This is a genomic window from Trinickia camelliae, assembly GCF_053525655.1.
In genome coordinates, this window is the sequence record NZ_JBCHAA010000054.1 from 1 (window position 1) to 613 (window position 613).

The 613-nt window shown below is 63.1% G+C and carries 1 protein-coding gene; it reads left to right on the top strand.

The genetic code is table 11. The annotated features are described in order from the left end of the window. Positions 1 to 613: 3-hydroxybutyrate dehydrogenase (locus AAHK20_RS33480; RefSeq protein WP_449185801.1), on the top strand; the 613-nt coding region annotated here is incomplete at both ends.

The following is a 613-nucleotide window of genomic DNA, read 5'->3' on the forward strand; positions in this document are numbered from 1 at the left end:
GTCGGCGTCGCGATGGACGTCACCAACGAAGAAGCGGTCAACCAAGGCATCGATAAGGTCGCCGCCGAATTCGGCTCGGTCGACATCCTCGTGTCGAACGCCGGTATCCAGATCGTCAATCCGATCGAGAACTACGCGTTCTCGGACTGGAAGAAGATGCAGGCGATTCACGTCGATGGCGCGTTCCTCACGACCAAGGCCGCGCTCAAGCACATGTACAAGGACAATCGCGGCGGCGTCGTGATCTACATGGGCTCGGTGCACTCGCATGAGGCGTCGCCGCTGAAGTCGGCCTACGTGGCGGCCAAGCATGCGCTGCTGGGCCTCGCACGCGTGCTCGCCAAGGAAGGCGCGGCGCATAACGTGCGCTCGCACGTGGTCTGTCCGGGCTTCGTGCGCACGCCGCTCGTCGACAAGCAGATCCCCGAGCAAGCGAAGGAGCTCGGCATCAGCGAAGAAGAAGTGGTCAAGAAGGTGATGCTCGGCCAGACGGTGGATGGCGTGTTCACCACGGTCGAGGACGTCGCGCAGACGGTGCTGTTCCTCTCGGCGTTCCCGAGCGCGGCGCTCACCGGCCAGTCGTTCATCGTCAGCCACGGCTGGTTCATGCAAT